Source organism: Pseudomonas sp. FG43 (assembly GCF_057809175.1).
Genome location: NZ_JBMDJL010000009.1, coordinates 205159 through 228530, shown reverse-complemented (window position 1 = coordinate 228530; position 23372 = coordinate 205159). Strand labels below are relative to the sequence as shown.

Annotated in this window: 27 protein-coding genes; 15 read left to right on the top strand and 12 right to left on the bottom strand. The window is 56.9% G+C overall.

The annotated features are described in order from the left end of the window. Nucleotides 1-551: 551 nt before the first annotated feature. Entirely contained in the window at nt 552-872 is a 321-nt protein-coding gene (locus ACODS3_RS13555; protein ID WP_201019223.1) for a hypothetical protein, read from the bottom strand. A 194-nt stretch (nt 873-1066) separates the two neighbouring features. Between ACODS3_RS13555 and ACODS3_RS13550 the strand changes: the two genes are divergently transcribed. Beyond that, entirely contained in the window at nt 1067-1336 is a 270-nt protein-coding gene (locus ACODS3_RS13550) for a hypothetical protein (RefSeq protein WP_201019222.1), read from the top strand. 64 nt (nt 1337-1400) lie between these two features. On the opposite strand, the gene ycaC is transcribed toward ACODS3_RS13550, so the two are convergent. From ycaC to ACODS3_RS13530, 4 genes are all read right to left on the bottom strand, one after another. Beyond that, nucleotides 1401-2024 (bottom strand): isochorismate family cysteine hydrolase YcaC, encoded by a 624-nt coding sequence (gene ycaC / locus ACODS3_RS13545; protein WP_489034726.1) that lies wholly within the window; start codon nt 2022-2024, stop codon nt 1401-1403. Nucleotides 2025-2080: 56 nt separating this feature from the next. Further along, nucleotides 2081-3919: an amidohydrolase gene (locus ACODS3_RS13540; protein WP_201005435.1), complete on the bottom strand. Its 1839-nt coding sequence runs from the start codon at nt 3917-3919 to the stop codon at nt 2081-2083. Between the two features lie 145 nt (nt 3920-4064). After that, nucleotides 4065-4691 carry an antibiotic biosynthesis monooxygenase gene (locus ACODS3_RS13535; protein WP_201005213.1) on the bottom strand — a complete coding sequence of 209 codons (627 nt, stop codon included), beginning with the start codon at nt 4689-4691 and terminating at the stop codon, nt 4065-4067. A gap of 200 nt (nt 4692-4891) precedes the next feature. Beyond that, nucleotides 4892-5803 (bottom strand): LysR substrate-binding domain-containing protein, encoded by a 912-nt coding sequence (locus ACODS3_RS13530; protein WP_201005214.1) that lies wholly within the window; start codon nt 5801-5803, stop codon nt 4892-4894. A gap of 224 nt (nt 5804-6027) precedes the next feature. On the opposite strand from ACODS3_RS13530, the gene ACODS3_RS13525 reads away from it, so the two are divergent. Continuing rightward, nucleotides 6028-7308: an MFS transporter gene (locus tag ACODS3_RS13525; RefSeq protein WP_489034723.1), complete on the top strand. Its 1281-nt coding sequence runs from the start codon at nt 6028-6030 to the stop codon at nt 7306-7308. 6 nt (nt 7309-7314) lie between these two features. Here the strand turns inward: ACODS3_RS13525 and mrdA are convergent, their stop codons facing one another. Both mrdA and ACODS3_RS13515 read right to left on the bottom strand, forming a co-directional pair. Further along, nucleotides 7315-9204 carry a penicillin-binding protein 2 gene (gene mrdA, locus ACODS3_RS13520; protein WP_201019219.1) on the bottom strand — a complete coding sequence of 630 codons (1890 nt, stop codon included), beginning with the start codon at nt 9202-9204 and terminating at the stop codon, nt 7315-7317. Nucleotides 9205-9339: 135 nt separating this feature from the next. After that, nucleotides 9340-9762, bottom strand: a complete 423-nt coding sequence (locus ACODS3_RS13515) for a winged helix-turn-helix transcriptional regulator (RefSeq protein ID WP_489034721.1) — start codon at nt 9760-9762, stop codon at nt 9340-9342. Between the two features lie 92 nt (nt 9763-9854). Here ACODS3_RS13515 and ACODS3_RS13510 point away from each other — a divergent pair, with 92 nt between their 5' ends. The 3 genes from ACODS3_RS13510 (at nt 9855) to ACODS3_RS13500 (ending at nt 11476) form a co-directional block, all read left to right on the top strand. Continuing rightward, the gene (locus tag ACODS3_RS13510; protein WP_489034719.1) at nt 9855-10712 is read left to right on the top strand and encodes an SDR family oxidoreductase; all 858 of its coding nucleotides are present in this window, start codon (nt 9855-9857) and stop codon (nt 10710-10712) included. Between the two features lie 99 nt (nt 10713-10811). Next, nucleotides 10812-11108 carry an RcnB family protein gene (locus ACODS3_RS13505; protein WP_489034717.1) on the top strand — a complete coding sequence of 99 codons (297 nt, stop codon included), beginning with the start codon at nt 10812-10814 and terminating at the stop codon, nt 11106-11108. 71 nt (nt 11109-11179) lie between these two features. Next, on the top strand, nt 11180-11476 hold the full coding sequence (locus ACODS3_RS13500) for an RcnB family protein (protein ID WP_201019215.1): 297 nt from the start codon (nt 11180-11182) through the stop codon (nt 11474-11476). An 18-nt stretch (nt 11477-11494) separates the two neighbouring features. On the opposite strand, the gene ACODS3_RS13495 is transcribed toward ACODS3_RS13500, so the two are convergent. Next, nucleotides 11495-11977, bottom strand: a complete 483-nt coding sequence (locus ACODS3_RS13495) for an Lrp/AsnC family transcriptional regulator (RefSeq protein WP_201019214.1) — start codon at nt 11975-11977, stop codon at nt 11495-11497. Nucleotides 11978-12142: 165 nt separating this feature from the next. On the opposite strand from ACODS3_RS13495, the gene ACODS3_RS13490 reads away from it, so the two are divergent. Next, nucleotides 12143-12763 carry a LysE family translocator gene (locus ACODS3_RS13490; protein ID WP_201019213.1) on the top strand — a complete coding sequence of 207 codons (621 nt, stop codon included), beginning with the start codon at nt 12143-12145 and terminating at the stop codon, nt 12761-12763. A gap of 36 nt (nt 12764-12799) precedes the next feature. Here the strand turns inward: ACODS3_RS13490 and ACODS3_RS13485 are convergent, their stop codons facing one another. Beyond that, on the bottom strand, nt 12800-13627 hold the full coding sequence (locus tag ACODS3_RS13485; protein ID WP_489034714.1) for a helix-turn-helix transcriptional regulator: 828 nt from the start codon (nt 13625-13627) through the stop codon (nt 12800-12802). A gap of 136 nt (nt 13628-13763) precedes the next feature. Here ACODS3_RS13485 and ACODS3_RS13480 point away from each other — a divergent pair, with 136 nt between their 5' ends. The 9 genes from ACODS3_RS13480 to ACODS3_RS13440 all read left to right on the top strand — a co-directional run bounded on the left by ACODS3_RS13480 (nt 13764) and on the right by ACODS3_RS13440 (nt 19683). Continuing rightward, nucleotides 13764-14483: a serine O-acetyltransferase gene (locus ACODS3_RS13480; RefSeq protein WP_201019211.1), complete on the top strand. Its 720-nt coding sequence runs from the start codon at nt 13764-13766 to the stop codon at nt 14481-14483. Nucleotides 14484-14576: 93 nt separating this feature from the next. After that, nucleotides 14577-15422, top strand: a complete 846-nt coding sequence (locus ACODS3_RS13475) for a class I SAM-dependent methyltransferase (protein WP_304575063.1) — start codon at nt 14577-14579, stop codon at nt 15420-15422. A gap of 10 nt (nt 15423-15432) precedes the next feature. Continuing rightward, nucleotides 15433-16167 (top strand): AzlC family ABC transporter permease, encoded by a 735-nt coding sequence (locus ACODS3_RS13470; protein ID WP_201005233.1) that lies wholly within the window; start codon nt 15433-15435, stop codon nt 16165-16167. After that, nucleotides 16167-16481 carry an AzlD domain-containing protein gene (locus tag ACODS3_RS13465; RefSeq protein WP_304575064.1) on the top strand — a complete coding sequence of 105 codons (315 nt, stop codon included), beginning with the start codon at nt 16167-16169 and terminating at the stop codon, nt 16479-16481. Before ACODS3_RS13470 ends, ACODS3_RS13465 begins: the two co-directional genes overlap by 1 nt. 38 nt (nt 16482-16519) lie before the next feature. Then, nucleotides 16520-17305 carry an alanyl-tRNA editing protein gene (locus ACODS3_RS13460; RefSeq protein ID WP_201019207.1) on the top strand — a complete coding sequence of 262 codons (786 nt, stop codon included), beginning with the start codon at nt 16520-16522 and terminating at the stop codon, nt 17303-17305. A 199-nt stretch (nt 17306-17504) separates the two neighbouring features. After that, nucleotides 17505-18407, top strand: coding sequence for a pyridoxal-phosphate dependent enzyme (locus ACODS3_RS13455; RefSeq protein ID WP_304575065.1), 903 nt, complete (start codon nt 17505-17507; stop codon nt 18405-18407). Nucleotides 18408-18605: 198 nt separating this feature from the next. Next, entirely contained in the window at nt 18606-19076 is a 471-nt protein-coding gene (locus tag ACODS3_RS13450; protein WP_489034710.1) for a YqhG/Tai3 family protein, read from the top strand. 71 nt (nt 19077-19147) lie between these two features. Further along, nucleotides 19148-19342, top strand: a complete 195-nt coding sequence (locus ACODS3_RS13445; RefSeq protein WP_201005243.1) for a hypothetical protein — start codon at nt 19148-19150, stop codon at nt 19340-19342. Nucleotides 19343-19458: 116 nt separating this feature from the next. Continuing rightward, nucleotides 19459-19683, top strand: a complete 225-nt coding sequence (locus tag ACODS3_RS13440; protein WP_201019204.1) for a hypothetical protein — start codon at nt 19459-19461, stop codon at nt 19681-19683. Here ACODS3_RS13440 and ACODS3_RS13435 read toward each other — a convergent pair. From ACODS3_RS13435 to norR, 3 genes are all read right to left on the bottom strand, one after another. After that, nucleotides 19649-21127, bottom strand: a complete 1479-nt coding sequence (locus tag ACODS3_RS13435; RefSeq protein WP_489034708.1) for an MFS transporter — start codon at nt 21125-21127, stop codon at nt 19649-19651. The two genes, ACODS3_RS13440 and ACODS3_RS13435, sit on opposite strands and share 35 nt — an antisense overlap. A gap of 97 nt (nt 21128-21224) precedes the next feature. Continuing rightward, nucleotides 21225-21449 carry a DUF6555 family protein gene (locus ACODS3_RS13430; protein ID WP_038399834.1) on the bottom strand — a complete coding sequence of 75 codons (225 nt, stop codon included), beginning with the start codon at nt 21447-21449 and terminating at the stop codon, nt 21225-21227. Between the two features lie 125 nt (nt 21450-21574). After that, a complete protein-coding gene (norR, locus tag ACODS3_RS13425) occupies nt 21575-23125 on the bottom strand; it encodes a nitric oxide reductase transcriptional regulator NorR (protein WP_201019202.1) in 1551 nt (516 codons plus the stop codon). Nucleotides 23126-23372 lie beyond the last annotated feature (247 nt).

Here is a 23372-nt window from a genome sequence, read left to right as displayed (position 1 = left end):
GCATCCCCCAGAAACGCTCACGCAGTTGCACACGGGCCGACGGTTGACGGGCCAGGAAGGCGAGATGCTTGGCGTCCATGCGGAGGTATTCCTGCGGGGGTCAGAACGGTTTGGAAATACTTGGAAAAACAGTGCGAGGCGAAGCTGATCGGCAGATCAGACCCTGCTCACCGGAGGCGGGAGTGGGAACGGCCGGGGAAACCAGAGGAGTGGCAGCGAGAAGGACAAGCAGAGCCGTCCTGGGGCGGGTGAATACACGATTCGTCCTTGCAATATCATATTGATATCAAATTCGGCGCGATTCTAGATTGCCATCATCCTGACGTCAATTTTTTGTAACGACCGTGTATCGGGGTTGGTACGGGGGCCGGAGGCCCCAGCTGCAAGCTGCAAGCTGCAAGCTGCAAGCTGCAAGCTGCAAGAAGTATGGGGCTGTGATTAGGTAGAGAAAGGAAGAGTTAATTTATTTTTGAATTATTAATAGCATGAAAGCATGCCTTCAATAAGAGGGCATGCTTTCATTCATTTGCACTTTTTTATAGCGTGTTTAATCAGGCGACCCGAACAAAGCGCTGCTGTTTTTTCGCGGCTTGCCATTCATCTTTAAGGTTCTGTAACAGGCTCGCCATGAACTCCGTATCGGCGGCTGCCTTCTTGCCGACGTAGCCCTGGCCTCTGCGGAACATTTTCAGGCTGCTCAGCATTTCCGGGTGGTTTGCCTGGAATTCGCTCTCTGCTGTGCAGGGCGACATGGGGTCGATATGCACTTCGCCTGAGTTCGCAATCCAGAGAATATGGCTGTCCAGAGTATCTTTGCGTACTGCAAACAGACGAGCCAGCTCATCAATAGTTGGATGATTGTTGATATTCATGTTGATGCTCCTTCGCTCGTTAACCTGTTTAATACCAGTGATATATAAACTTGCCTGTCGGGTGACTCATGAACGAGACAATGCATCCTGTTCATGTCATACATCCCGACCCAGAGGAAATGCAGGTAGCCTTGACATAAAGCCACTACAACAGGGAGGCGTCACGGAAGGAGAGCGTAGCGAAAGCCAAAGACATGGCTGGCGACCGTTACAAGGTCTGCCACAAGTATCATGAGGACGTTTCGCCAGCCGCTCGTCCTGTCGGACGTGCCATGCCGGTTCAGCTTCATCAATCTGCCTTGTGGGCAGCCTGCATCCGGGGAACATCTCGACGGCTTGCCGAGCCTGTTCAGTACATCTTTTCCAGCGCTCCCGATCAGGGAGACAGCTGCATAATGCAAAAGGAAAAGGCAGGCGTCAACAAATATGTAGTTATTATTTTTTATCACTACATAATCTTTTGAAACCAGCGGAAGAAGCGTCAGCAGTGACTATCCGGTCACTGCTGACGTAGAGGGGCTGCCGGTTTTAGCGGGCAGTGAATGCGGTGTAGCTGTTGATCAGGTTGCGATAGTTGGGGATGCGCTGGGAAAGCAGGTTGGCCAGGCCTTCCATGTCGTTGCGCCAGTCGATCTGCAGTTCGCAGGCCACCGAGAACCAGTTGACCAGTTGCGCACCGGCAGCGGTCATGCGCGCCCATGCCGCTTGCTGGACCGTTTCATTGAAGGTACCGGAAGCATCGGTTACCACGAACACCTCGAAGCCTTCGGCCAGAGCACACAGGGTCGGGAATGCCACGCAAACGTCAGTCACCACACCTGCGATGATCAGTTGCTGGCGACCGGTGGCCTTGACGGCCTTGACGAAATCTTCGTTGTCCCAGGCATTGATCTGCCCTGGACGCGGAATGTACGGGGCATCCGGGAACATTTCCTTGAGCTCCGGCACCAGCGGGCCATTGGGGCCTTGCTCGAAGCTGGTGGTCAGGATGGTCGGCAGGTTGAAGAACTTGGCCACATCGCCCAAGGCCAGCACATTGTTCTTGAATTCGTTGGGCGAAAAGTCCTGGACCAGAGAAATCAGGCCCGTCTGGTGATCGACCAACAGAACCGCTGCATCATCTTTGTTCAAGCGTTTGTACGGGGTGCTCATGGTTGACTCCTTGGTTTTTTATCGATATCCGGCGTTTGCATGCAAGGGTGAAACAATCAGAACGCAAAACACGAACAGCCAAACGCGCCCCAGAACCCCTGGAAGTCGCTGACCGGCACGCTGGAAAGCCGCGCTCGCTCATGGCTGTGGGAGTGCACGGCGCAAGGGCCGCTGCATTGGTGAACCTGGGCGAGTACCGGTGAAGAGGGTCGCCAGTGACCGGCGACCTTGGCCACAGGCGACCAGTCCGGCAGGACGGGCAGGCCCGGCGGTGCCAGCTTCTCGAAATCACCGGAACCGAATACGACCTTGCCGTCGACCACGGTCAGCACCGACTCGATCCACTTGATGGACTCTTCCTCGACGCTGAAATAATCCGCCGACAAGGCAACAAGATCCGCCAACTGGCCGACCTTGATCTGGCCCTTCTTGCCTTGCTCGGACGAGAACCAGGCGCTGCCGTGGGTGAACAGCTCAAGGGCGGTTTCACGAGGCAGGCCTTCGGGATACAGCTCAAGACCGCCGACGGTGCGACCGCTGACCATCCAGTACAGCGAAGTCCAGGGGTTGTAACTGGAAACCCGCGTGGCGTCAGTACCGGCACCCACCGGCACGCCTTCGGAGAGCATGCGTTTGATCGGCGGGGTCATTTCGGCGGCCTTGGCACCGTAACGGTCGACGAAGTATTCGCCCTGGAACGCCATGCGGTCCTGAATCGCAATACCGCCGCCCAGCGCCCGGACCCGCTCGATGTTCTTGGGAGTAATGGTTTCGCAGTGATCGAAGAACCACGGCAGGCCATTGAACGGAATATCGCGGTTGACCTTCTCGAAGACATCCAGCATCCGGGAAATGGATTCGTCATAGGTCGCATGCAGACGGAACGGCCAGCGATGCTCGACCAAGTGCCGAACCACGGGTTCAAGATCCTGCTCCATGCCAGGCGGCAGGTCAGGACGCGGCTCAAGAAAGTCCTCGAAGTCGGCAGCCGAGAAGGTCAGCATCTCCCCTGCCCCGTTATGCCGCAGGAAGTCGTCGCCCTGATGCAGAGTGACCGTATTGGTCCAGTTCTTGAAATCGGCCAGCTCTTCCTTCGGTTTCTGGGTAAACAGGTTGTAGGAAATACGCACCGTCAGTTGTTTTTCACGGGCCAGTTGTTCGATCACCGCATAGTCGTCGGGGTAGTTCTGGAAACCGCCGCCCGCATCGATGGCGCTGGTAACACCCAGTCGGTTGAGTTCACGCATGAACTGGCGGGTCGAGTTGACCTGATATTCCAACGGCAGTTTCGGACCTTTGGCCAGGGTCGAATACAGAATCATGGCATTGGGTTTGGCCACCAGCATGCCGGTGGGATTGCCCTGTGAATCACGAACGATCTCGCCACCGGGCGGGTTCGGGGTATCGCGGGTGTAGCCCGCCACACGCAACGCAGCGCGGTTGAGCAAGGCACGGTCGTAGAGGTGCAGGACGAACACCGGGGTATCGGGCGCTGCCTGATTGAGTTCTTCAAGGGTTGGCATGCGCTTTTCGGCAAACTGGAATTCATTCCAGCCACCCACTACACGCACCCATTGTGGCGTCGGCGTGCGGTCAGCCTGCTCCTTGAGCATGCGCAAGGCATCGGCCAGAGACGGCACACCCTCCCAGCGCAGTTCCAGGTTGTAATTGAGACCACCGCGAATCAGGTGCAGATGCGAGTCATTGAGGCCGGGAATCACGGTGCGCTTTTGCAAGTCGATGACCTGAGTGGCGCTGCCGCGCAATGCCATGACTTCAGCCTCGGTGCCCACAGCGACGAAACGTCCGCCACTGATCGCCACGGCACTGGCCTTGGGCTTTTCACGATCGACTGTATGAAATTGACCGTTGAAGAGAATCAGTTCGACATTCATTGCAGCACCTTTGGCAAAAGTTTGGGAAGCACCGGCATAACCGGAGAATGGCAAGGCAGGCAGGATCGCCGCAGCGGCGCTCAGCAATGAGCCTTTGGCAATGAAACGCCTGCGCTGCAAATCGGTTTTGTCATCACTCATGGGGTCACTTTCCTTGTGGATCCTTGGTGGAAGCTTTCAGCCAGGGCGCAAACAAGCGTGTGGCCGCAGGCATCAACAGATAAACCACCAGCAGAACGATGGTTACCGTCACCAGCGCGTTGCTGACGAGATAACCTGATAGCCATGGATTGAGTGCAAAGACCGGCTTCCATAGCAGAGGAATCAATAGACTCAGCGGCAAGATGACCAGAAAGGTCACGCACGCCTGCTTCCAGCGTGGTGGAGGTCCGACGTCATCACCCACTGGGGTGAACCAGAACTCGTTATGCGGGTTGACCTGCGTCTGGTCACCATCGGCAAGCATAGGCGCAGCCTCTTGCACCAGTTGCCGCCGCTCATCGGAGTCCAGCCAGCTCTGCATGGCTTCGGTGGAATGAAAACGCAGGACACAGGTAAACAACTGCAAGCCACCGGACTTGCTACGGATCACATCCACGCCCAGATGGCCAGGGTAGCCACCGGCAATCGTGACGATGCGCCGCAGCCAGGCTTCATAAGCCGCCTCTTGTCCGGCCTTGATCCGGTGTTTGATGACCAGCGTGACAACTTCATTGAAGACCGAACTGCTCAAGACACGGGCTTGTGCGTCGAGACGAATGGGATCAGACATGGCCTGCAACTCCGTAAACACCGAATGGAAATCTCCAGGTCAGACGACATGCTTGACCGAATAGAGATAGTGCCGTTGATTACAGGCCAAAAATTGAACGTATGTGCTGTCTTGTATCTGGATTGATACCTTCGCTCTTCGCGAATGAATTCGCTCCTACGCGGGCGGCGTAGGAGCGAATTCATTCGCGAAGGCAGGCCTTAAATGATCGGCATGGCCATGTACTGGGCAATGCGCGAACGCAGCCAGCGCTCGGCGGGATCATTGTCGTGAACGCCGCTCCAGACCATCGACAACTCGGCAGGCACGATGGGAAATGGCGGATCTTCGGCGCGCAATGTGCTGCCTTCCACCAGCGCACAGGCCGCGTAATCCGGCACAGTGGCAATCAACTCGGTGCCCGCCAGCAAGGCCCGCAAGCCATTGAACTGCGGCACCGCCAGCACCACCTTGCGGGCACGACCGACTCTGGCCAGATCCAGATCGATATTGCCGCTCAGGTCACCGGAAAACGACACCATTGCATGCTGACGTTCGCAGTACTCGTCCAGGCTCAGGGCACCGGGACGGGCGTCGCCACGGATCACCTTACAGCCGATCTCGCGCAGCTTCTTGCGTTTGGCATTGGCGGGAAGGTCCACGGTGTAGCTGACGCCCACCGAGATTTCCCCGGAAGCCAGCAAGGCTGGAAGGAGCAGGTAATTGGCCCGACGAATGACCACGATAATGCCGGGCGCTTCCTCGCGCAGTTGCGTCAGCAGCGGCGGTAACAGGCCGAACTCGGCGTCGTCGGAAAGCCCGATACGGAAGATATCGCAACTGGTGGACGGGTCGAACTCCTTGGCACGGCTGACCGCGCCGGAAATGGTATCCAGCGCAGGCCGTATTTCCTTGAGGATATCCAGGGCCCTGGCAGTAGGTTCCATTCCCCGGCCATTGCGCAGCAGCAATTGATCGTCGAACAGATCACGCAGGCGGCCCAGCGCGGCACTCACCGCTGGCTGGCCGATAAACAGCTTTTCGGCGACGCGGGTGAGGTTTCGTTCAAACATCAATGCCTCGAAAATCACCAACAGGTTCAGGTCGACGCGGCGCAAGTCGTTGCGGTTCATGCAAGGGCTCCAGAGGCTGGATACAGTCTGGTTCAAGTAGGCATGACAGGCCTGCTCAAACCTTGTACGCCTGTGCCTTTAAATATTGAACCCCGAGTGCCCGTGCTGTTTCGACCGCTCTGCAACAGGTGTTCCAACGTTTTTTATTGACCTGCCGCAGGCCTGTGGTCGCCAAAGCGGACTATGGTATGGAATCTCCATTTGTTGCAAGCGAGCCAGATACCATGCCACCAGCCTCCTCCGGAACCCTGTCCATGCGCGCCGAGCGGCTGCATCCGGGCTTCGTCATTGCCTGGCTGTTCTGCGCCCTGTTCTACTTCATCCAGTATTCATTACGCTCCGCGCCTGGCGTGATGATGCCGGAGCTGACCCATGCGTTCGATCGGGACGTCGTGGCCATCGGCGCCCTGATCGGGCTTTATTACTACACCTACTCGATATTCTCGATTATCGCGGGGGCCGCACTGGATCGTCTGGGCGCCAAGTATGTGATTCCTCTCGGCATCCTGATGGTTGCTCTCGGGGCCGCGCTGTTCGGCCTGGGTGAATTGCAGGCCGCGCAGATCGGACGCCTGCTGCAAGGTGCCGGCTCGGCCTGTTCCTTTATCGGAGCGGTCTATCTGGCCACTCACGGTTTTCCATCGCGCTATCTGGCAACGGCTGTGGGCTTTACCCAATGCTTCGGCATGCTGGGCGGCTTTGCCGGGCAATTCGGAGTCGGGCCGTTGATCCATGGCACGATTCTCTGGGAGCAGTTCTGGTTCATCTCCGCAGCCTGCCTGTTTGTCGTTGCGATCATGGTGCTGATCGCAACGCCCAAAGGGCATGACCCAAGGCCGGTCAGCAGCAGTGGCTCGGCAGGTTCGATACTCACGCCATACAGACAAGTGCTGAGCAATCCGCAGTCCTACCTGTGCGGCTTCAGCGCGGGCCTGTTGTTTCTGCCAACCACCATCGGCGATATGATCTGGGGCGTTCCGTTCCTGCGAGAAGGCTTGTCCATCGACTATACCGAGGCCGTGAATCGCAGCAGCATGGTGCCACTGGGCTGGGTGATAGGCTGCCCGTTGCTGGGCTATATCTCTGACCGTATCGGACGACGCAAACCTGTGATGATCGGCGGCGCCTTGCTGATCCTGGCGTCCTGCACTGCCATTCTGTATCTGCCCGCCGGCATCGCCCCGCCTTATCTGTTCGGCCTGCTGATGGGCATTGGCTCCGGAGCCGCGATGATTCCCTACACCGTCATCAAGGAGGTCAACCCGGACAACGTGAAAGGCAGCGCAACCGGTGCCATCAACTTTCTGGTGTTTACCTTCAGTGCCTTGCTGACACCGGTGTTCGGCCATCTGCTGAACCGGCTCGCTGCGGGTGGAAGCCTGAACCTTTCGGTCTTCCAGCAGGCAGGCGACTACCTGCTGGCGGGTATCGTGATTGCTATTGTGCTGGCCTTTTTCCTGAAGGAAACCGGCCCGCGAGGCAAGGGCAATAATCCACTGCAATAAACGCCATCACGCATGCGGAGCGCCATCAGCCTTGCTGGGCGCTGCGTATTGCGGCTTGAGCTTGCCTGCGTCGTCCAGCAGCCAGGCATCGAGAACTTCCCGGACCACTGGCCCGGCCACCCGGCCTCCCGCCTCACCGTTCTCGATCATCACCGCGACAACGATTTTCGGATGTTCAGCCGGGGCAAAGCCGACGAACAAGGCGTTATCCCGGTTGCGCTCCAGAGTCTTGAGACGGTCGTAACGCTCGCCCTGCTTGATCGCAACCACCTGTGCGGTGCCGCTCTTGCCAGCGATGTGATACTGCACTCCCTTGGCAGCATCCCGAGCGATGCCACGCGGATCATGCATAACCATTTGCATGCCTTGATTGACCTGAATCCATTCATTTGGATCTTTAAGCACAATATTGGGCATCGGATGCTCATCTACAGGTGCCGTGTCGCCGACTTCAACCGCCAGATGCGGACGATGCCACACGCCTTTGCTGGCAATCAGTGAAGTCGCCTGGGCCAGTTGCAGCGGCGTGACCTGCATGTAACCCTGGCCGATGCCGAGAATCACCGTCTCACCGGGGAACCACGCCTGACGGCGCGTGGCGCGCTTCCATTCGCGCGAAGGCATCAGGCCAGCGGACTCCTCGAACATGTCCAGCGAGACTTTCTGACCCAGGCCAAACATGGCCATGTAGTCATGCAGGCGGTCGATACCCAGCTTATGTGCCAAGGTATAGAAATAGGTGTCGTTGGAACGCATGATCGCAGTGTCCATGTCTACCCAGCCATCGCCGCTGTGGTTCCAGTTGCGGTACTTGTGATCAAAATCCGGCAACTGGAAATAACCGGGGTCGAACACCTTTGTAGAAGCACTGACCACACCCGTATCAAGCCCCGCAATGGCCACCTCCGGCTTGACCGTCGAGCCGGGCGCATACAGCCCGCGCAGCACCCGATTGAACAGCGGCCGGTCGATGGAATCCCGCAATGCGGCGTACTGCTTGAAGCTGATGCCGGTCACGAACAGATTGGGATCGAAACTGGGTTTGCTGACCATCGCCAGCACTTCACCGGTAGCCGGGTCCAGCGCCACAACCGAGCCACGACGATCACCCAGAGCATTCTCGGCCGCTTCCTGCAAATGCACATCCAGGCTCAGGGTGATGTTCTTGCCGGGAGTCGGGTCGGTATGTTTAAGCACACGCAACACACGACCCTGAGCGTTGGTCTCGACTTCCTCATAGCCCACATGCCCATGCAACTCTGACTCGTAGAAACGCTCGATGCCGGTCTTGCCTATCGACTGAGTGCCACGGTAATCGGTGTCCAGCTGTTTGGACTCTTTCTCGTTGATACGCCCGACATAACCGATGGAATGAGCAAAATGCGCGCCCAGCGGATAATGACGAATGAACTGTGGCGCAACATCCACGCCCGGCAGACGGAACTGATTGACTGCCAGCAAGGCGATCTGCTCTTCGGTCAACTCGTAGAGCAAGGTCGCAGGTTCAAACGGATGGCGTACCTGCTTGAGTTCCTTCTCGAAAAGGATGCGGTCCTCGTCGGGCAACGACAGGATGCTCATCAACTCGTCGATTACCTTATGCCAGTCGTTGGCACGCTCACGGGTCAGGGTCAGGTTGAAACTGGGACGGTTATCGGCGAGCACCACGCCATTGCGGTCATAGATCAAACCGCGCTCAGGCGGGATCGGCAGCACATGTACGCGGTTGTTTTCGGAAATGGTCGAGTGATAGTCGAACTCGATGACTTGCAGGAAATACATGCGAGCGACAAGACAAACGCTCAGTACCGTGACCAGCAGCGCGCAGGCGACGACACGCAGATTGACCAGGCGACTCTCTTTTTCATGATCCTTCAGAGGAATGGGATTGGGCATTTCTACAGCTTCTCGGTAATGACGAACGACGCGGACGATATATGTAAGTAAATATTTCGGCGCGCACGATACCAAGAAGTGAAGGGTTGCAGGGGATTGTCTGCCGAGAGGAAGCGAGACAACCCGCGAAAGAAGCTACTCCTCCAGCAGCGGCTCTGCCACGGCTTCACGAGCATGCATGATGCGTGGCATGTTGCCTTCTATCCAACGGGCCAGCGTCTCGACCTGCAAGGCTATCTCTTCGCCCATGGGAGTGAGGCTGTATTCGACATGAGGTGGCACCACCGGCAGCGATTTGCGATCGACAAAGCCGTCGTATTCCAGATTTTGCAGGGTCTGTGCCAGCATTTTTTCGCTTACACCGCCGATCTTGCGGCGAATCTCGCTGAAGCGATGCGTGCCGTCACGCAATACCACCAGCACCAGAACCCCCCAACGGCTGCATACATGGCTGAGCACACTGCGCGAAGGGCATTCGGCAGCCATCAGTTCACCCTGACGCCCGCAAGCGTTCAATGACCCGGAGTTTGAACCAGAATTGCCAATGAGGTGGCTCATATACTTACCTTTTTGTTAGTACTTACGAAAGGTTAGCTTAATGTCTATGCTGATCTTTCACTTCTAATTCAATGAGCTTAAAGGACCCACTCATGATCGTCGTCACAGGTGCTACCGGCCAGCTTGGCCGTCTCGTCATTGAACAACTGCTCAAGCGCGTCCCTTCCTCACAGATCATCGCAGCCGTACGCAGCCCTGAAAAAGCTGCCGACCTCGCCGCACTGGGCATTCAGATCCGCCAAGCGGACTACTCGCAACCCTCTACGCTCGACGGCGCCCTGACAGGTGCGCAAAAGGTGTTGCTGATTTCCTCCAGTGAAATAGGTCAGCGCCTGCCACAGCATAAAGCCGTGATCGACGCTGCCAAACGCGCTGGTATCAAACTGCTAGCCTACACCAGCGTTCTCCACGCCGATACATCGGTATTGGGTCTGGCTCAGGAGCACGTCGAAACCGAAGCTGCCTTGCGCGACAGCGGTGTGCCAACCGTCATTCTGCGCAATGGCTGGTACCACGAAAACTACACCGCGGGCATTCCAGCCGCTCTGGGCCTTGGCTCGGTCTACGGCTGTGCCGGCGATGGCCGCATCAGTTCGGCAGCCCGCAACGATTACGCAGAAGCCGCCGCTGTGGTACTGACCTCAAACGAGAGTCAGGCAGGTCGAGTCTACGAACTGGCTGGCGATGAGTCCTACACCTTGGCCGACTTTGCCGCCCAGGTGTCGCAGCAGAGCGGAAAAACCCTGCCTTACGTGAACCTTCCACAAGCCGATTATCAAGGCGCACTGGAGCAAGCCGGTTTGCCACAACCGATCGCGCATCTGCTGGCCGACTCGGACACCGGCGCATCCAAAGGCGCACTCCACGATGACAGCCACCAGCTAAGCGCACTCATCGGCCGAGCCACCACGCCGGTATCGGTGAGCATTGCTGCTGCCCTGGCTGGATAATCAAGGGCGTCATATCCAATCGAATGTTTTACGGTGACCAGGGTCCCAGTCTATGTAACCGGCATAAAGCCATGAATCAATAGACTGGGAGTCTCTGACATGAACGGCAAATCGTTGATCGCCTGCCTGACCCTGCTGGGCTGCTTCTCTGTTGTCACCCTGCCTGCTCAGGCGGAACAGAAGGTCGAAGAGTCTGCAGACAACATGCACGAACTGGAACTGGGCTCACGGGCACCGCAGCAATTCCAGCGTACCGAGGCCGCTATTACGGACTGGAAAAGTAAAGGTCTCCCCGCTCCCGCCAAAGAAAGCCAGTGGGTACGCATCAATGACAAGTATGTTCGCGTGCAAGTGACCAATGGGCAGATCGTCGATATCGTTCCAGCGTCAAAATAACCCACCGAATGATTTGCAATGCAGGAACTCCCGGTGCATAAAACCACCATTCAATGGACCGGGAACCTGACATGAAAAGCAAATCCTTGATCGCCTGCCTGGCGCTGCTGGGCTGTGCATCAATCGCAACCCTGCCCGCTCAGGCGGCACAAACCGTCGAAGCGGCTGGCAGTACCTACCGGGAAATCGACGTCGGCTCATTCTTGCCAGAGAGATTCCTGAGCACCAAGGCAGCCATGACCGACTGGAAAACCAAAGGCCTCACTGCGCCGGGTGTCAGCAGCCAGTGGGTACGCATCCAGGACAAATACGCCCGCGTACAGGTCAGCAACGGAAAAGTCGTCGAGGTTGTTCAAGCGCCAAACTGAGAGCGTTGAAACAGGCCTTCAGATTTGAGGGCCTTTGACCGGGAAAGACACGAAAGGCTTGATTTCCTTGAGCACGAACATGCTCTGCATTTCCTTGATGCCGGGCAAGCGCCGAATGGTAGTCATGGCAAAATCAGCGAACGAATCCAGATCCCGAGCTACAACCTGCAACAGAAAATCCGCATCGCCACCAATGCTATAGCACGCCACCACATCTTCCAGCTGCATGACCTCCTGCTCGAACTTCTTCGCTTCGGCCTCGCTATGGCTGTCGATGCTGACACGTATGAACACCATGACTCCCAGCCCGATCTTGCGTCGGTCCAACACCGCCTTGTAACTCAATATATAGCGATGCTCCTCCAGTTGCCTTACCCGACGCCAACAAGGCGAAGCGGACATGCCGATATGGTCTGCAAGAGTCTGGTTGGTGATCCTGCCATCCTGCTGCAGAGCGGTAAGAATTCTGGCGTCTGCCAGACTCAGCACCTGTTCGGTCATAAATTCCACACCACAAGATAAAAAAGGTAGTTTTTACCCTTTTAAGTGCCACAAGCAATAAAAACAGACAATTTCACCCTGAGTAAGAGGTGTAGCATTTTTCAACCTCAGAACGACACGACTTCCGAGGTCTGGATACCAGGCACTATTCCTCAGGAGAGCAACATGCTGGACATGACCCAGATAGTTACCTATTCAGCCGCATTGGGCATTGCCGCTGCCGTTCCCGGCCCCGGTATGACAGCGCTGGTAGCGCGTAGCGTCAGTGGCGGCACGGTTTCGGGCTTTTGCGTGCTGTCTGGCTTGATCCTGGGGGATTTGACCTACCTGTCTTTTGCGGTCTTTGGGCTGGCAATCATTGCCGAACACTTCAACGCGCTGTTTCAAGTCGTACGCTGGGGCGCAGCGTTGTATCTCTGCTATCTGGCGTGGCAGTTCTGGTTCGCCGATCACCAGCCCATAGAACCGGGAAAGACAGCCCAGAAGAAGGAGTTGTTTTCAGCAGCCGCTTGCGGACTGACCATTACCCTGAGCAACCCGAAAACCATCGCGTTCTACCTGGCACTTCTGCCGCTGGCGATCAATCTGGAAGCCGTCTCTCTACAGACCTGGGCGCTGGTGCTGGTACCGCTAACTGTCCTGGTGTTACTGGCTGTAGGGGCACTGTTCATTCTCGCCGCTGTACGTATTCGTCACCTGCTGTCGGGCCAGAAGGCTCAACAAAAACTGTTCCGGGGGGCAGCAACAATCATGGTAATAGCAGCAGCGTCGATGCTGATTCGCTGAAGCACCTGGCACTTTCATACTCATGCCATACAGCTATCAACGACAAGCCTCGGCATATCGCTTGGGTGTCACACCAAAATTGTCCCTGAAACGATTGGTGAAGTGACTCTGATCGAAAAAGCCGACATTGATTGCGGTCTGTGCCGGCGTCACGCCCTGTGCCAGAAGGTCTTTCGCTGCACGCAGGCGTGTCTGGGTGATGTAGGCATGCACTGTCATGCCGGTCTTTTTCCGGAAGGAGCGCATGAAGTGGTATTCACTGAGCCCGACCGCTTGAGCTACCTGGGAAATCGTCAGGCGCTCGCCGAAACAGGACTGGATCAGATCCTGTGCGCGACGCACATCGGCGGGAGATTGCTCGCGCACGACCGTGCCGTTCACCGACTGGCCATAGCGCCTGATCAGTAGTGCCAGCATGTCGAGGAATGCAGCCTGACGCTCCAGCGGGTCGGGCGATGTCTCGATGATGCTGTGCGCCTTCGTCAACTGCCTCGCCAGGCCCAGGTTTTCCCTGAGAGCATCGCGGCCGAAATCGAGTTCGATCACAGGAGAGCCAAACACATCTTCTGCGACCTGCCCCATGATGTCAGCACGTGGGTAGAACGCACGGTAGGCCCACAACCCTGCTTCCTCTGCCGCTTCCCCTGTATGCACCTCACCCGGATGGATGATCATCACTGTTCCGGGCACAGCAACGCCCTTGTGCCGGGCGATGCAGTGGCGCTGTGCGCCGCGCTCGAATGCAGCAATCACGAACTCGTCATGGGAGTGCGCCGAGTAGCGGTGAGAACAGCAGACTGCCCGAAGCAATTCCATGCCGCCCCCCACGTCGCTGTCGCGCCACAGCACGATTTCCTCGGACACAGGGAGAGGTTTTCCAGAATCGTGCGATGGAGTCAGTGGTGTACACATGCGCAGGATTATCCAATACGAGAGTTATTCGCCTGAGTAGCTTACCTAAAACTCATCGGGTAAGCGGAGGACAAGGCGATTGAATATCATGGAACCAGATAAGCGCCTTACATTATTCCACAACGAAAACTCCAGCTACAGGCAGCAACTCTCCAGACTGGCGTCCATTGCCCTGCAGTTGTCCGAACTTGAACTGTCCGATACGGACAGCCACGCGATTACTTCGTCCGTTATCGAAAGGGCAAACCAGGACCTGATCGCGCAATGTACACGAGACCCGGCTTCACGATTCAAACCGCTGGAGTGCCATCTGTCCATGCACTCGGCATTTTTCGCGGTCCTGTGTTATCGCGTCGCTCACTCTCTCATCTCAGCAGTGAATGCCCCCATGGCCCATGTGGTCGCGGCCATGAAACTCGGCTTTGTGGCGCGCAGCATGACCGGCATAGACATCCACCCCGAGGCCCGGTTGGGCGAGAGATTCGTGATTGACCATGGCTATGGCACGGTCATCGGTCAGACCGTGGAGATCGGCGACGATGCCTATCTGCTCAACGGCATCATCCTCGGTGGAAGAAGCATTGGCGATGCACCGGACGGCAAGCGCCATCCGACCATAGGCCATCGGGTCCAGATCGCGGCCAACGCCAAGATACTTGGCCCGGTCCATATTGGTGACGATGTGATCATTGGCTCGGACGTAACCATTACCGAAGACGTACCTGCCCAACAACATGTCTATATCCGGCGTGAGCGCCTGAATATAAAGAGCCGGACCGAAGCCGTGCTCGGTGTCGGCAGAGCCTGACGCATGCTCCACAGACAGAAAGACAGGAGCACAGCGCACCCTGTTGCCCTTCGCAAGACAGCCCTGAAGAAATCCGGACACCGGGAATACTGAATGAACTCCAAAATGAAAGGTAATGAAACAAGAACGGCCTTCGAGCAGTTCGAATATGATGGCTGGGAGAAAGTGGCCGACGCCTATCATCAGGCATGGGGCCATACAACAAGCCCGTTCGCGGCGCCTCTTCTGGATATGGCCTGCCTGTTTCCGGGAGCCAGGGCGCTGGATGTAGCAACCGGGCCGGGTTATGCAGCCTCCATTGCGGCAAGCATCGGCGCATCCGTTGTGGGTGTGGACTTTTCAGAAGCCATGCTTGAACACGCTCGCCAGTTGCACCCCGACATTCATTTCGAGTTTGGCGATGTGCATGCCCTGCCCTTTGAACAAGGCTACTTCGACAGTGTCTTTTCAAACTTCGGCGTCCAGCATTTTTCCAACCCGGCACGGGCTTTCTCGGAAGTCGCGCGCGTCCTGCGCAAGAACGGCACCTGGGCTTTCACGCTTTGGGCACCCGATCATTTCAACAAGGCGGGAGAAGTACTGAACCGGGCTCTGGACCTGCATGCCAGCGGCGTATCTCCAGTTCCCGCCGGGCCGGCCTATCACGAACTCGACGATTTCGATTCGCTGGTAAAGCTGCTTGAAAATGCCGGTTTCGAAGCGGCATCCGTTTCTCGCGAACTGACGCAATACACCTGGCTGATGAAAAGTCCTGCCGAGTTGTTCCAGTCGGAACTCATTGGTTCGGTACGCTCCGGTGCGCGTCTGCGAGAGCAACCGGAAGCGGTATTGCATGAAATCAACCGGACCATGACGTATACCATCCGCGAAAACTGGTCGACACCCGAGGGCTTCGCACTGCCCATGGCTGCCTATGTCATATCAGCCCTGAAAAGCTAGAGGCCCGCCCATGTCCATGTCAGAGACTCTCGCATTCAAACGCTCGGCTTTTCTTGAAGGCGCCATTGCTTGTGGCCCGACGATTCTGGGCTACTGGAGCATAGGTTTCGCGGCCGGTGCCATAGGCGCCATTTCAGGGTTTTCACTGGTTGATGTAGCCCTGCTCTCGATGCTGCTTTACGCAGGGTCCGCGCAGTTTCTTTTCTATTCACTGTGGATCAGTGGTGCCGGGCCGATTGCAATCGTACTGGCGGTTCTGTTGGTGAATATCCGCTATCTACTGATGAGTTCGTACCTGGCCCGTTACTTTGCAACGCTGACCGGTTCGCAGAAGTTCATCAGTGGCATGTTGTTGACGGATGAGACATTCGGCATAGCGGCTCAACAGGCTTCCAGACACGGCAGGATTGCTTACTGGTGGATGCTCGGGCTGAACAGTGTCGCCTACGTGAACTGGATCATTGCAAATCTTGTGGGTGCCATTTTTGCCAAATCGATTCCAGCCGACATCTCGCACAGGCTGGTTTTCAGCCTGACCGCAATGTTTATCGGCCTGGTCGTGCTCAATTACTTCGGCAGCAAACAGAAGCGCCTCGAAATCGTCGCCATCGTGGCCTCGACAGCCGTGGTACTTGCATCACTGGGAACCTTCGATGTCAACGTTTCACTGCTCGTGGCAACGGCCGTCGCGGCGACATTGTGTACGGTCCTGATGCGTCTTTACCCGATGCAAGGAGGTCAGTGATGGGCTCATCGATTCTTCTGACGGTCATTGCCTGCGCGATCATCACCGTCGCCGTCCGGGCGCTCCCGATCGTTTTTCTCGCCGGCGTGAACCTCCCGCGATTCGTACTGGACTGGCTCGGTTTTGTGCCCTCCGCAATCATGGTTGCAATCATCACCCTGGAGCTTGCCAACCACTCCACCCAGGACGGCGGGCTCATGGCCCCGCTTGCCTCAGCGCTGGCGGCAACGGTTATTGCCGTTGTAACCAGAAGCCTCTTTGCCACAGTGCTCGGGGGTGTGGGTTTCTACCTCATGTGGTTCGCCATCAACTAGCCATGGATCGACAGGCTCAACCTCAGGAAGTGAATAGCATGACCACGGTCGACGAAGTGCTGCGCAATACCGAAAAGCTGTATTACAAAGACCAGTACCTGATGTCCGCGAACGCAAAAGTTATTCGCGTTCATCCAGAAGCAATCGAGCTGGACAGTACGGTGGCGTATCCGGAAGGCGGCGGTCAGGAGGCTGACCAGGGCACGATAGACCTGCCCATCGGTACCGTGCGATTCGCATGGACCAAAAAGCTCTACGGCACGCCCATCCAGCTGGAAGGTTTCAAGGGTGGCAAGTTGGGCGGCATCATCCTGCACATGATCCACCCTGACGATTTCTTCATGCTGGAACATATCCGGGCGGGAATGGAAGCCAGGGTCACGATAGATATCCAGCGTCGTGAACGACTGACCCTGTCGCACAGCGCCAGCCACTTTCTGTATGCCGCCGCGACAGGTCTGCGTGAGGAGCTGAAACAGTGGACCATCGGCTGCCACATCAAAGAAGAATCCGCCCGTTTCGACTTTCTGGTCGAAGAGGCATTCAGTACCGATGAGGTCATCGAAATAGAACGTCGGGCAAATGAGCTGATTGTTCTGGATGAAGTCATCGAGCATCACGCGGTCCAGGGGCTGGAGGACGCCCGCATGTGGCGCTATCAAGGCATAGAAATCCCCTGTGGCGGCACGCACCTGCACACGCCGGATCGCATAGGACGCCTGAATGTGCGCCGAAAGCGCCTCGGCAAAGGCAAGGAAAGACTGGTGTGTGAGTTCCCCCAGGCACAGATCGACCTCTCCCGTTATCACCAACGCACCTCATGACAACCTCATGAGCCCGGAAAACGAATGCGCAACTTACCCGGCTGACCACAGCAGTAATGTTTCGCAACGCTCAGGACCTTTTGTCCTGCCTGTTCGAGTGAAATCAAGAGCAACTGCTGTGGCTTTCAATAGTTAGAGATAACTGCCGGTTTACTGAGCGGACAACCGATTCAGAAGTACCCCATGGAGGAAGCCAGACGTGAGCAAACTCATTAAAAGCGGTGAACGTTTCTTCACCAAAATGGAAATGAACAACCCTGGTGGCAGCCATAAATACCGGGCTGCCAGCGTCATCATCGATGCCGCCTTGCGCAGCGGTGAAATCATTCCTGGCGTGACCACTGTCATTGAGAAGACTGGCGGCAACTTCGGTTTCGGCCTGGTCGCAGCCTGCCACAAACATGGTATTCCGATAGAGCTGGCAATCGGCCTGGGCTTCAGCCAGACCAAAAGGAACCTGCTGGAATGCTTCGGCGCCAAACTGATCGGCAAGGAGATGCTCAGAGACGGCCTGTCCCCCAAGGAAGTGGTCAACTTTCATCTGCAGAATCAGCAAGCCATGGGCAAGTCTTACTACTACACAGACCAGTTCAATAACCTGGTGGGCGTCGAAGCACACCGCTACCAGACTGCGCCCGAACTGGCCCGCCAGCTGGAAGAAGCCAAGTCAGGCAAGAAGCTGCTGTTCATTGGCTGCGCAGGTACCGGCGCCAGCTTTACCGGCATCACTCTCGGCCTGAAAGACCATGGGTTTGACGTCTCGACAATCATGGTCGACCCACAGGGTTGCGACTCTAGGGAAGGCGTATTCTCGGACCACCGGCTCGAAGGCATGGCCGTAGGGGTTTGCCCGCCGTTTCTGGACTGGTCGCTGGTCAACAGACGCTTCAATGTAGACCATGCCGAGATGCTGGCCGCCCAGCGCTGGTTCTTCATGCAGAATGGCGCATTCGTCGGTAATACCGCTGCCGCCTGCATTGCCGTGGCACGGCAAATGATGAACCAAAAGGATTATGCCGACTCGACGATTGTCACGATCGCTTACGACGCCGGCCTCTGGTATCAGGACCTGGAGAACTCGCTGGTGAGTAAAGTCGCTTAGGCGCTTGCGAAGGCAAACCTCCAGACCCGGCCCGATCAGCCAAAGGAATGATCGGGCCGGGTCGATTTCACGGCTCGACAGCCACCGCGCCACCGCTTTTCAGCAGCCAGACCCATTGCTTTTTCCCGCGCTTGGCCTCCAAATGCGTGTCATCAACGTTACATCTTCACCGACCACCCATTTGCCGAGTTTCGTTCCATGTCCAGACCCCTTGCGATCATTCTTGCCTGCCTGTTCTCAACTGCCGCACAAGCCGCCTGCCCTGCCGGTACACCGGTTGACACGGCACGCTGGATCTACACCAACCACCATGATTTCTATGTCAGTGGCAAAGGTGGGCCCGAGTATCTGTCCAAGAACTTGCTGGGTTTGCTGAAGAAGGACTGGAGTTGCCAGCAGCCTGGCGACCAGTGCGCCATCAGTGCGGATCCATGGACCGGTACTCAGGATAATGAGGTGATCAAGGCTGTTGAATGGAAGCAGGTATCCAGCTCCGACAAACAGGCAGTGGTCGAGATGGTTTCTCCGCTGGGCGCAAGCACCCAGAGCACTATCCTGCTGCTGATCAAGAATCCGGGCAGCCAATGCTGGGTGCTGGACAATATCCAGAGTCCGGACGATGTGTATCTGGTTCAAACCCTGCAAGACTTCCCCTACGAGGGTGACTGAGCAACGCCTGAGACTTGAAATAACGACCCGCTATCGGTATCACAGACATCTGCCCCCAAAGAGCGACAACCATGAATACCTTTGAGCAATCGATTATTGAAGCAGCGCAGGACGCCACGCCCAATAACACCGATGCCGAACGCGCCGAAGCAAAGGCACAAGCGATTGAAGCGGTGGCCCGGATCATGTCCACCACCAGCGGCCTTGAACGTACCCGTGCGCTGGCTGAATTGCTGGATTCTTATTCGGAATCCGACGAGCAGTGATTTTTCGACGAAATACTCTAAAGCATAATGCCATCACTGCCGACACAGCAGGTGTATGTTGATCCGCAGACAAACACAATCACACCCATGATGCGCAATTGCCGGAGTAAAGGCTGGTGCAAATAGAACCACTGAAAGACATTCAGGAGTATTTGCAGCAGACAGCGGATGATCTGGAACGTGTGTCAATGAACCTGGCAGGCCACGTCATGTACCTGCAACATACCTTTCGCCCGACCGAAATGCAGGAAGTCAGCGACAAGATCGAAGGCTTGCAGGCTTCGGTCCAGGACCTGCGCGGCGTTGTCAGGCTGATCGATCAGACGCCTCCTGCTCTCTGACCTGTGACAGGGGCCGGGCAACCTCCTCCAGCGACTTGCGCTCGGCCGCCGCGCCCCAGATGGCCTGCACCAGAGCGGCGATCATCATCAGCCCAGCCCCGATCAGATAGCCGATGAGCACATTGTCGCGATCCTGGGTTTCTATCAGTTGGCCGAACAGCGTCGGGCCGATGATGCCTCCCAGGCCAGTGCCAAAGGCATAGAACACGGCAATGGCCAAGGCACGAATCTCCAGCGGGAAAGTTTCCGACACGGTCAGGTAAGCAGAACTGGCAGCGGCCGAGGCAAAAAAGAAGATCACCATCCAGGCAATGGCCTGCTGCCTGACATCCAGCAGCCCTTGAGCAAACAGATAACCACTGATGGTCAGCAGCACACCGGCAATCGCGTAAGTGGAGCTGATCATGATGCGCCGCCCGATGACATCGAACAGTCTCCCCAGCAGCAGCGGCCCGCAGAAATTACCCAGCGCCAAAGGCAGCACATACCAGCCGACCTGTGCTGATGGGACACCATAGAACTCGGTGAGCACCAGGGCGTAGGTAAAGAAAATCGCGTTGTAGAAAAAGGCCTGGGCCGTCAACAGGGTCAGCCCGACCAGTGAGCGCTGACGGAAAGTCACCAGCAGGGTTCGGGCTATTTCCCCCAGCGGCGTGTGATCTCGTGCCTGCAAACGCAACGGTCGACCTTGTGGCTCGGGCAGTACATGCCCCTGACGACGCATATCGGCTTCGATCTGCTCCACGATACGCCTGGCTTCTTCAGGTCGATCATGGATCAGCAGCCAGCGCGGGCTTTCCGGCAGCCAGAGACGCATCAGCAGGATAAACAGGCCGAGAATGGCGCCAATGCCGAAACACAGCCGCCAACCCAATTCGCTTCCCAGCCACTGCGGGTCCAGCAGCAGGATCGAACCACCGGCGCCAAGGGCTGCGCCCAGCCAGAACGTCCCATTGATACTCAGGTCCACCCAGCCACGGTAGCGGGCGGGCGTGAACTCCTGAATGGTCGAATTGATTGCGGTGTATTCACCGCCAATCCCCATGCCGGTCAAAAAGCGAAACAGCAGGAAGCTCCACAGGTTGAATGAAAACGCTGTGGCGGCTGTGGCTCCCAAATACAGCAGCAAGGTGATGAAAAACAGCTTGCGACGCCCGAGGCGGTCGGTCAGCCAACCGAAGAACAGCGCACCCAGCACCGCACCGGCGATGTACACCGCACCGGCCAGGCCGATATCACTGTTGGAGAGCTTGAGAACCGGACTGTCTTTCAGAGCGCCCGCCACAGAGCCGGCCAGGGTCACCTCCAGGCCGTCAAGCAGCCAGGTGATCCCCAGGGCTATCACCAGCAAGGTATGAAACCGGCCCCACGGCAACCGATCCAGCCGCGCAGGCAGATCCGTCTCGAAGACACGCCCCTGCCGGGATTGCGGAATGGTGGTCATGGCCGACTTCACTCAAGGAAATTCATGCATCAGGATAAGCGCATCAGGCAGGATCAAAACCCGCCCGATGCAGCAATAACGACAACTAAGCGGGCTATCAGGTTTTTACCCACTCAACATTGGTGATGCCAAAATGTTCAGCATGTGGCTTCGTTACACGGGGTACTTTCTCCAGTCGGTATTTGGGAATACGAGCCAGACCGGCGTCTACACTTGCGTGGTGCCATGCCTCGGCGTTATCCATATTATCGGCACGAATATAAAAACTTTTGAACGTCCCGTTTAATAAGTAATCAATGCGGTAGTGCTTGGGCAGTGCCATTATTAGGCTATACCTCTTGTGTTGTGTCCATGGACTATAGAGGACACAACACCGCGCAAAAAAATTCAGTCTTTTTTAATAACAGGCGACCAATGAGCAAATAGCGCCTGCAATCAAGGCTGCCTTCAGCGAACTCCCAAACGCTTTGCCAGACGACTCAAGTTGGCCCGATCCACCGATAATTCCCGCGCCACATCGACCCATTTCCCTTGATGCCGCTCCAGGGCTTCGACGATCAATGCACGTTGATAGGCGTCCACCGACTCCTTGAGCCCCTGTCCCGGCCTGATCGCCAGGTTCGCACCCGATATGGCAACTGCCGGTGTAGCTTGCGGCTGGTCATCGAGCCCCAGTGCATGAGCTTCGATTGTCAGAATGCGTGGCCTTTCCGGGTGTGCGGACAAGGCCTTGAGCACTGCACGACTGATCAGATGCTCCAGCTCACGAACATTGCCGGGCCAAGCATGAGCCAGCAGAAGTTTCTGGGCCTCGGCATTGAGCCGCAGGCTGCGCAAGCCCATACGCATGCGGTTCTCTTCCAGAAAGTAACCCGCCAGCAACAGCACATCACGCCCTCGCTCGCGCAAGGGCGGCACATTCAGCGGATAAACGCTCAGCCGATGATAGAGATCGGCGCGAAAACGGCCTGAACGGACTTCTTCGGCCAGATCCCGGTTGGTGGCTGCGATGATGCGCACATCCACATGATGTTCCTGATCCGAGCCGACCCGCTGCAACTGGCCGCTCTGCAACACGCGCAGCAGCTTTGACTGCACCGGCAGCGGCAACTCGCCGACCTCATCCAGAAACAGCGTGCCGCCATCCGCCAGCTCGAACTTGCCGCTACGACCATTGACCGCACCAGAGAACGCACCTTTGACGTGCCCGAACAGCTCGCTCTCCACCAGCGTTTCAGGCAAGGCCGCGCAATTGAGGCTGATCAACGGCTTGTGCGCCCTGGGGGAATGCAGATGGATCGACTCGGAAACCAGCTCCTTGCCAACCCCGGTTTCGCCGGTGACCAGAACAGTCAGGGGGCTGTTGCCCACCAACTGGATTTCCTGCTGCATGCGCTTGTGTACGGCACTCTGGCCGATCAGCTCACGCGGAGCACGACCACCCGCCACACGTTTGTAGACCTCGGCCAGCTGCCGCTGCTCTTCATAGTTACGGCCTAACTGGCTGATCCGGTCACTGGCCATGACCGTCGCCGCCGCCAGGCTGGCAAAGGCCTGGAGGTTCTCCAGATCGACACTGCCAAAACTGGATGGGTCCAGGGAATCAAGGGTGATAAGCCCCCAAGGCTTGTCCTGAAAATACAGCGCGCATCCCAGGCAGTCATGCACCTCAAGCTGGCCGTGACCTTCCACCAGACCGTCATAGGGGTCGGGCAGATCGCAATCCATGGAGAAACGTACAGGCCCTTCGCTTTCCAGCAGAATCCTGAGCCGGGGATGTTCCTGCACCCGGAATCGACGCCCAAGCGTGTCAGGGCTCAGGCCATCAACAGCCAGCGGGATCAGCACATCGTCTTCAAGCCTGAGCAAGGCCACCGCATCACAAGGCAACCATTGCCGCAGGGCATGCAGTAAACGCCGATAGCGCTCCTCTTGCGGCAGCTCGCGGGTAAGGTCGGCCACCAGAGGGACCAGCGCCGACAGCAAGAGATTGGGCATTGCGACTCCTGAACGCTCGAGAAAAACGAGTCATTATGACTTCGTTCAGCGTCAATGCGACATTTATATTCTTCAAAAGGACAGGTTATATAGCTGCAAATTAGAGGCCACTGATTCCGATAACTGTTAAACCAATGAAACACATAAACAGTGTTTCACGGCACCGTAACCGCTCCTGACTTTTCTGACGCCAGCACGATGACGATATAACCCCTGCCCTTTAACTTTATTGAAGTGGCAATTGTCC

Bases quoted from the DNA above. Each gene is read 5' to 3' on its own strand.
- ACODS3_RS13555 (WP_201019223.1), bottom strand. From the start codon at position 872: ATGAATATCAACAATCATCCAACTATTGATGAGCTGGCTCGTCTGTTT.
- ACODS3_RS13550 (WP_201019222.1), top strand. From the start codon at position 1,067: ATGGCTGGCGACCGTTACAAGGTCTGCCACAAGTATCATGAGGACGTT.
- ycaC (WP_489034726.1), bottom strand. From the start codon at position 2,024: ATGAGCACCCCGTACAAACGCTTGAACAAAGATGATGCAGCGGTTCTG.
- ACODS3_RS13540 (WP_201005435.1), bottom strand. From the start codon at position 3,919: ATGAATGTCGAACTGATTCTCTTCAACGGTCAATTTCATACAGTCGAT.
- ACODS3_RS13535 (WP_201005213.1), bottom strand. From the start codon at position 4,691: ATGTCTGATCCCATTCGTCTCGACGCACAAGCCCGTGTCTTGAGCAGT.
- ACODS3_RS13530 (WP_201005214.1), bottom strand. From the start codon at position 5,803: ATGAACCGCAACGACTTGCGCCGCGTCGACCTGAACCTGTTGGTGATT.
- ACODS3_RS13525 (WP_489034723.1), top strand. From the start codon at position 6,028: ATGCCACCAGCCTCCTCCGGAACCCTGTCCATGCGCGCCGAGCGGCTG.
- mrdA (WP_201019219.1), bottom strand. From the start codon at position 9,204: ATGCCCAATCCCATTCCTCTGAAGGATCATGAAAAAGAGAGTCGCCTG.
- ACODS3_RS13515 (WP_489034721.1), bottom strand. From the start codon at position 9,762: ATGAGCCACCTCATTGGCAATTCTGGTTCAAACTCCGGGTCATTGAAC.
- ACODS3_RS13510 (WP_489034719.1), top strand. From the start codon at position 9,855: ATGATCGTCGTCACAGGTGCTACCGGCCAGCTTGGCCGTCTCGTCATT.
- ACODS3_RS13505 (WP_489034717.1), top strand. From the start codon at position 10,812: ATGAACGGCAAATCGTTGATCGCCTGCCTGACCCTGCTGGGCTGCTTC.
- ACODS3_RS13500 (WP_201019215.1), top strand. From the start codon at position 11,180: ATGAAAAGCAAATCCTTGATCGCCTGCCTGGCGCTGCTGGGCTGTGCA.
- ACODS3_RS13495 (WP_201019214.1), bottom strand. From the start codon at position 11,977: ATGACCGAACAGGTGCTGAGTCTGGCAGACGCCAGAATTCTTACCGCT.
- ACODS3_RS13490 (WP_201019213.1), top strand. From the start codon at position 12,143: ATGCTGGACATGACCCAGATAGTTACCTATTCAGCCGCATTGGGCATT.
- ACODS3_RS13480 (WP_201019211.1), top strand. From the start codon at position 13,764: ATGGAACCAGATAAGCGCCTTACATTATTCCACAACGAAAACTCCAGC.
- ACODS3_RS13475 (WP_304575063.1), top strand. From the start codon at position 14,577: ATGAACTCCAAAATGAAAGGTAATGAAACAAGAACGGCCTTCGAGCAG.
- ACODS3_RS13470 (WP_201005233.1), top strand. From the start codon at position 15,433: ATGTCCATGTCAGAGACTCTCGCATTCAAACGCTCGGCTTTTCTTGAA.
- ACODS3_RS13465 (WP_304575064.1), top strand. From the start codon at position 16,167: ATGGGCTCATCGATTCTTCTGACGGTCATTGCCTGCGCGATCATCACC.
- ACODS3_RS13460 (WP_201019207.1), top strand. From the start codon at position 16,520: ATGACCACGGTCGACGAAGTGCTGCGCAATACCGAAAAGCTGTATTAC.
- ACODS3_RS13450 (WP_489034710.1), top strand. From the start codon at position 18,606: ATGTCCAGACCCCTTGCGATCATTCTTGCCTGCCTGTTCTCAACTGCC.
- ACODS3_RS13445 (WP_201005243.1), top strand. From the start codon at position 19,148: ATGAATACCTTTGAGCAATCGATTATTGAAGCAGCGCAGGACGCCACG.
- ACODS3_RS13435 (WP_489034708.1), bottom strand. From the start codon at position 21,127: ATGACCACCATTCCGCAATCCCGGCAGGGGCGTGTCTTCGAGACGGAT.
- ACODS3_RS13430 (WP_038399834.1), bottom strand. From the start codon at position 21,449: ATGGCACTGCCCAAGCACTACCGCATTGATTACTTATTAAACGGGACG.
- norR (WP_201019202.1), bottom strand. From the start codon at position 23,125: ATGCCCAATCTCTTGCTGTCGGCGCTGGTCCCTCTGGTGGCCGACCTT.